Source organism: Bradyrhizobium sp., from assembly GCF_016213215.1.
In the GTDB taxonomy this organism is placed as follows: domain Bacteria; phylum Pseudomonadota; class Alphaproteobacteria; order Rhizobiales; family Xanthobacteraceae; genus Bradyrhizobium.
The window spans coordinates 1-4,867 of the sequence record NZ_JACRAW010000081.1; the positions used below are offsets into that span (position 1 = coordinate 1).

Below are 4,867 nucleotides of genomic sequence, written 5' to 3' on the forward strand. Positions count from 1 at the left end.
CATCCTGCGCGGCGACAATTCGCGCGGCGAGTTCTACTCGATCGCGATCTCGAACGGCTATCAGCAGGTCGATAGCGGCACCAAGATGATCCATCTCGGCCGGAACACGACCAGCCGGATCATCTCCAAGGGCATTGCCGCCGGCAAGTCGCAGAACACCTATCGCGGCCTCGTCACCGCGCACCGCAAGGCCCTAGGGGCCCGCAACTTCACCGCCTGCGATTCGCTGCTGATCGGCGACAAATGCGGCGCGCACACCGTCCCGTACATCGAGGCCAAGAACTCCTCCGCCACCTTCGAGCACGAGGCGACGACCTCGAAGATCTCCGAGGACGTCTTGTTCTACTGCATCCAGCGCGGGCTGAGCCAGGAAGAGGCGGTCGGCCTCGTCGTCAACGGTTTCGTCAAGGACGTGCTGCAGCAGCTGCCGATGGAGTTCGCCGTCGAGGCCCAGAAGCTGATCTCGATCTCGCTCGAGGGCAGCGTCGGATGACCGCCGCCGGATCAAGATCAAAGATGCACGGAGGGTTGCGATGACAGAGCTCCTCAAGATCCGCGGCCTTGAGGCGAGAGTGGACGACCGCAAGATTCTCAATGGTCTCGATCTGATCGTGAACAAGGGCGAGATCCACGCCATCATGGGGCCGAACGGCGCCGGTAAGTCGACGTTGTCCTACGTGCTGGCCGGCAAGCCGGGCTACGAGATCACAGGTGGCGAGGTTCTGTTCAACGGCGAGAACCTGCTCGCCATGGCGCCGGACGAGCGCGCGGCGAGGGGACTCTTTCTGGCGTTCCAATATCCCCTGGAAATTCCCGGCGTTGCCACGCTTACTTTCCTGCGCAGCGCGCTAAATGCGCAGCGCAAGAAGCGCGGCGAGGAGGAGATGTCCTCGCCCGAAGTGCTCAAGCGCGTGCGTGCGCTGGCAAAACAGCTTGGCATTGATCCGGAAATGCTGAAACGGCCGCTCAATGTCGGCTTCTCCGGCGGCGAGAAGAAGCGCAACGAGACGCTGCAGATGGCTTTGCTGGAGCCGCGGCTTTGCGTACTCGACGAAACGGACTCGGGTCTCGACATCGACGCGCTCAGGATCGTCGCCGACGGGGTCAACCGGCTGCGCGCCGCCGACCGCGGCATGATCGTCATCACCCATTACCAGCGGCTGCTCGACTACATCGTGCCTGACGTCGTGCATGTGCTTTCCGCGGGCCGCATCGTGAAGACCGGAGGCAAGGAACTCGCGCTCGAGCTCGAGGCCGCCGGTTACGCCCAGTACCAGAACGAAGCGGCCTAATTCCATGAACGTCCAGATCCGTCCTGCGAAGACCGCCGCCGAGATCGGCCTCGCCGACCTCTTCGCGTCGGTGCGCGGGTCGCTCCCGGGCGGCCGGGAAGTCGGCGCGATCAGGCTCGATGCGTTCGGCCGGTTTGCGACCGCAGGCCTGCCGCATGCGCGCCACGAGGCATGGAAGTATACCGACCTCCGCCGCCTGATGCGCGACGCCAAGCCGCTTGCGCCCCGCCCCGATGCCGGCGCGAAATTACGCGCCGGCAGCGCGGGCGCGCTGTTCGCCGGGCTCGGCTTGCGGCGTCTCGTCATCGTCGACGGCGCATTCGTGCCGGAGCTGTCCGATCTTGCGGACATCGAGGCCGGCGTCAGCATCCGTTCAACGGCTTCCGCGCTTGCCGCTGACGAGCCGATTCTGTCCCAGGGTTCGGGCGCGGCGGCCTTGATGAATGATACGGCGGTCGCGCTCAACACGGCGCTGGCATCCGACGGTGTCGTGATCTCGATCGCGCCCGAAGTTGTCGTCGAAAGGCCGATTCACCTCGTCTTCATCACCACCACCGACACGCCGGCCGCGACGTTCACGCGGTCGAGGCTCGTGGTCGGCGAAGACGCGCGTGCCGTGGTGATCGAGACCCATGAGGGGCCGGACCAGTCCGAATACCAGGTCAACGCCGCGCTGGATCTGGTGGTGGGCGACGGGGCGAAGCTGGACCACGTCAGGATGGTTTCCGAAGGGGATGCTGCGCTGCATCTGTCGACGCTCGCGGCCATCGTCGGCGTGCGGGCGAGCCTTCGCGAGTTCAGCCTTGTGACCGGCGGCGCGGTGGTTCGCAATCAGCTCTCCCTGACCCTCACGGGCGAGGGGGCGGTGGCCGGCGTCAACGCGGCAAGCCTGCTCGCCGGCCGTCAGCACGTCGACACGACACTGCTGGTCGATCACGTTGCGCCGGGGGCGCAGAGCCGCGAACTGTTCAAGGCCGTGGTCGACGACGAGGCGCGTGCCGCATTTCAGGGCAAGATCACGGTCCGGCCCGGTGCGCAGCAGACGGACGCCAGGATGATGGCGCGCGCGCTGCTGCTGTCGGATGACGCGGTCGCCAACTGCAAGCCGGAGCTCGAGATTTTTGCCGATGACGTCCAATGCGGTCACGGCAGCACCACCGGCGCGCTGGACGATGAGCTCAAGTTCTATCTGATGGCCCGCGGCATTCCCGGGAACGAGGCCGAAGCGCTGTTGATCCGGGCCTTCGTCGGCGAAGTCATCGACGCGATCGAGCGCGAGGATCTGCGCGACGCGCTGTCGCGCGAGATGGCGAACTGGCTGGCAAGGGGGGAATGATACCATGCATCCGGCGGTTACCAACGGCAGTTATGACGTCGCCCGCATCCGCGAGGATTTCCCGATTCTGTCCATGCAGGTGCATGGTCGGCCGCTGGTCTATCTCGACAATGCCGCGTCCGCCCAAAAGCCCAAGTCGGTGCTCGACCGGCTGACGCAGGCCTATACATCCGAATACGCCAACGTTCATCGCGGCCTGCACTATCTCGCCAATGCGGCGACCGAGGCCTATGAGGGCGCGCGCGACAAGGTCGCCCGCTTTCTCCATGCGGCGAGGCGAGAGGAGATCGTGTTCACGCGCAGCGCCACGGAAGCGGTCAACCTGGTGGCGCAGACCTTCGGTCGCGAACGCATCGGCGTGGGCGACGAGATCGTACTCTCGATCATGGAACACCACGCCAACATCGTACCCTGGCATTTCCTGCGTGAGCGGCACGGCGCGGTGATCAAATGGGCGCCGGTCGACGACGATGGCAACTTCCTGATCGATGAGTTCGAGCGCGTTCTGACCGACCGCACCAGGATGGTCGCGATCACCCAGATGTCGAATGTGCTCGGTACCGTCGTTCCGGTAAAGGAGGTCGTGCGCATCGCCCATGCCCGCGGCATTCCGGTACTGGTCGATGGCAGCCAGGCCGCCGTGCACCTGGATGTCGATGTCCGCGACATGGACTGCGATTTCTACATCATCACCGGACACAAGCTGTATGGCCCGACCGGCATCGGCGCGCTGTACGGCAAATACGAGCATCTTGCGGCCATGCCGCCGTTCAACGGCGGCGGAGAGATGATTCGCGAGGTCTCACGCGAGCTTGTCACGTATGGCGATCCGCCCCACCGCTTCGAGGCGGGCACCCCGCCAATCGTCCAGGCCGTCGGCCTCGGCGCCGCGATCGACTACATCGATTCGATCGGGAAAGAGCGGATCCGCAGCCACGAAGCCGCGCTGCTCACCTATGCGCAGGAGAGGCTGCGCGGCATCAATTCCTTGCGGATCATCGGAACGGCGGCCGATAAGGGCGCCATCGTGTCGTTCGACATGGAGAGCGCCCACGCGCATGACTTCGCGACCGTGATCGACCGGCAGGGTGTCGCCGTGCGGGCCGGCACTCATTGCGCGATGCCGCTGCTCGATCGGTTTGGCGTGCCGGCCACCTGCCGCGCGTCGTTTGCGCTCTACAACACCCGCGAGGAGGTCGACGCGCTGGCGCAGGCGCTGACCAAGGCCCAGGAGCTGTTCTCATGAGCGGACAAGTCACGACCAGACCGAGGCCGATGGCGCGCGTCGTATATGATCCACGCCTGCGTCCGGCCGCACATGATCAGGACTGGAGGCGGGTCTACGAGTTTTCCGCCGGCGAACCGATCCGGTCGGTGGCGCTCATCAGGAACGACGGGATGTATCCGCACAAGGACATCGGCGAGGCGCTGGTCCTGCCCGGCGATATCGGGGTTGTGCGGCAAAGCTGGCGTTTTCTCGGCCATGTCTATTACACCGTCGAGTTCATGGCGCGTGCCGTGTTCGTGATCATGCGCGGCGGTGAATTGGCGCGGATCGGCACCAGTTTCGACCCGGCATGAAGCGCGGGCAATCGAGGCCTGGACGGCAGGTAGGTCACCTCGGCCCGCCGCGTATGGCAAGCATCGCGGATCGGTGAAGGAAGCCGCGGCTGAGCGGGCGGCGTTCGATCATCGATGGGACCCATCACGCGCGCTCGTTTCCGCACAACGACGTCGCTTCTTCCACTTTGCACGCGCGTCGCGGACCCACGGACATTGTTTTGTTTCGGACAGCGCCGGCGGGCCAGGACTGTCGACCGCTTTTGATGTCGGGTTTGCAACAACGGTCCGACATGGGCTTCCGATCCCCTATCTAGTTCCAAACGCGCCGTTTTTTGCCCTGAGCGAGCGCTGGCACACTCGTTGCAAAAGTCCTTAACCAAGGCGCGGCTGTCGGCTTTTGCCATCGTCCAGTGACGGGGCAAGCGGGTCGCGGAAGCGGGATCGAGAGAGCGCAGCACGCCGATTGACGGCAATCGGCCGATGGAGAGCAGGGATGTCTTCACTGAGACAAATCGCGTTTTACGGCAAGGGCGGTATCGGCAAGTCGACGACGTCGCAGAACACCCTGGCGGCACTGGCCGAGATGGGCCACCGCATCCTGATCGTCGGCTGCGACCCCAAGGCGGACTCCACCCGGCTCATCCTGCACGCCAAGGCGCAGGACACGATCCTGAGC

6 protein-coding genes are annotated in these 4,867 nt (G+C 64.8%); all 6 read left to right on the forward strand.

Annotated elements, in window-relative coordinates; translation table 11 throughout:
• A partial coding sequence (locus HY852_RS14700; RefSeq protein ID WP_291605491.1) for a SufD family Fe-S cluster assembly protein occupies window positions 1-493 on the forward strand: 493 nt, incomplete at its 5' end.
• Between the two features lie 40 nt (window positions 494-533).
• Entirely contained in the window at window positions 534-1,292 is a 759-nt protein-coding gene (gene sufC, locus HY852_RS14705) for a Fe-S cluster assembly ATPase SufC (RefSeq protein WP_291605492.1), read from the forward strand.
• Between the two features lie 4 nt (window positions 1,293-1,296).
• Window positions 1,297-2,628 carry a Fe-S cluster assembly protein SufD gene (gene sufD / locus HY852_RS14710; RefSeq protein ID WP_291605493.1) on the forward strand — a complete coding sequence of 444 codons (1,332 nt, stop codon included), beginning with the start codon at window positions 1,297-1,299 and terminating at the stop codon, window positions 2,626-2,628.
• A gap of 4 nt (window positions 2,629-2,632) precedes the next feature.
• Complete coding sequence (locus HY852_RS14715) at window positions 2,633-3,874, forward strand: cysteine desulfurase (protein WP_291605494.1); 1,242 nt, start codon at window positions 2,633-2,635, stop codon at window positions 3,872-3,874.
• A complete protein-coding gene (locus HY852_RS14720) occupies window positions 3,871-4,209 on the forward strand; it encodes a nitrogen fixation protein NifZ (protein ID WP_291605496.1) in 339 nt (112 codons plus the stop codon). The genes HY852_RS14715 and HY852_RS14720 overlap by 4 nt, the downstream gene beginning before the upstream one ends.
• A 475-nt stretch (window positions 4,210-4,684) precedes the next feature.
• Window positions 4,685-4,867 (forward strand): AAA family ATPase (locus HY852_RS14725; protein ID WP_291602803.1); only part of this gene is annotated, 183 nt, incomplete at its 3' end.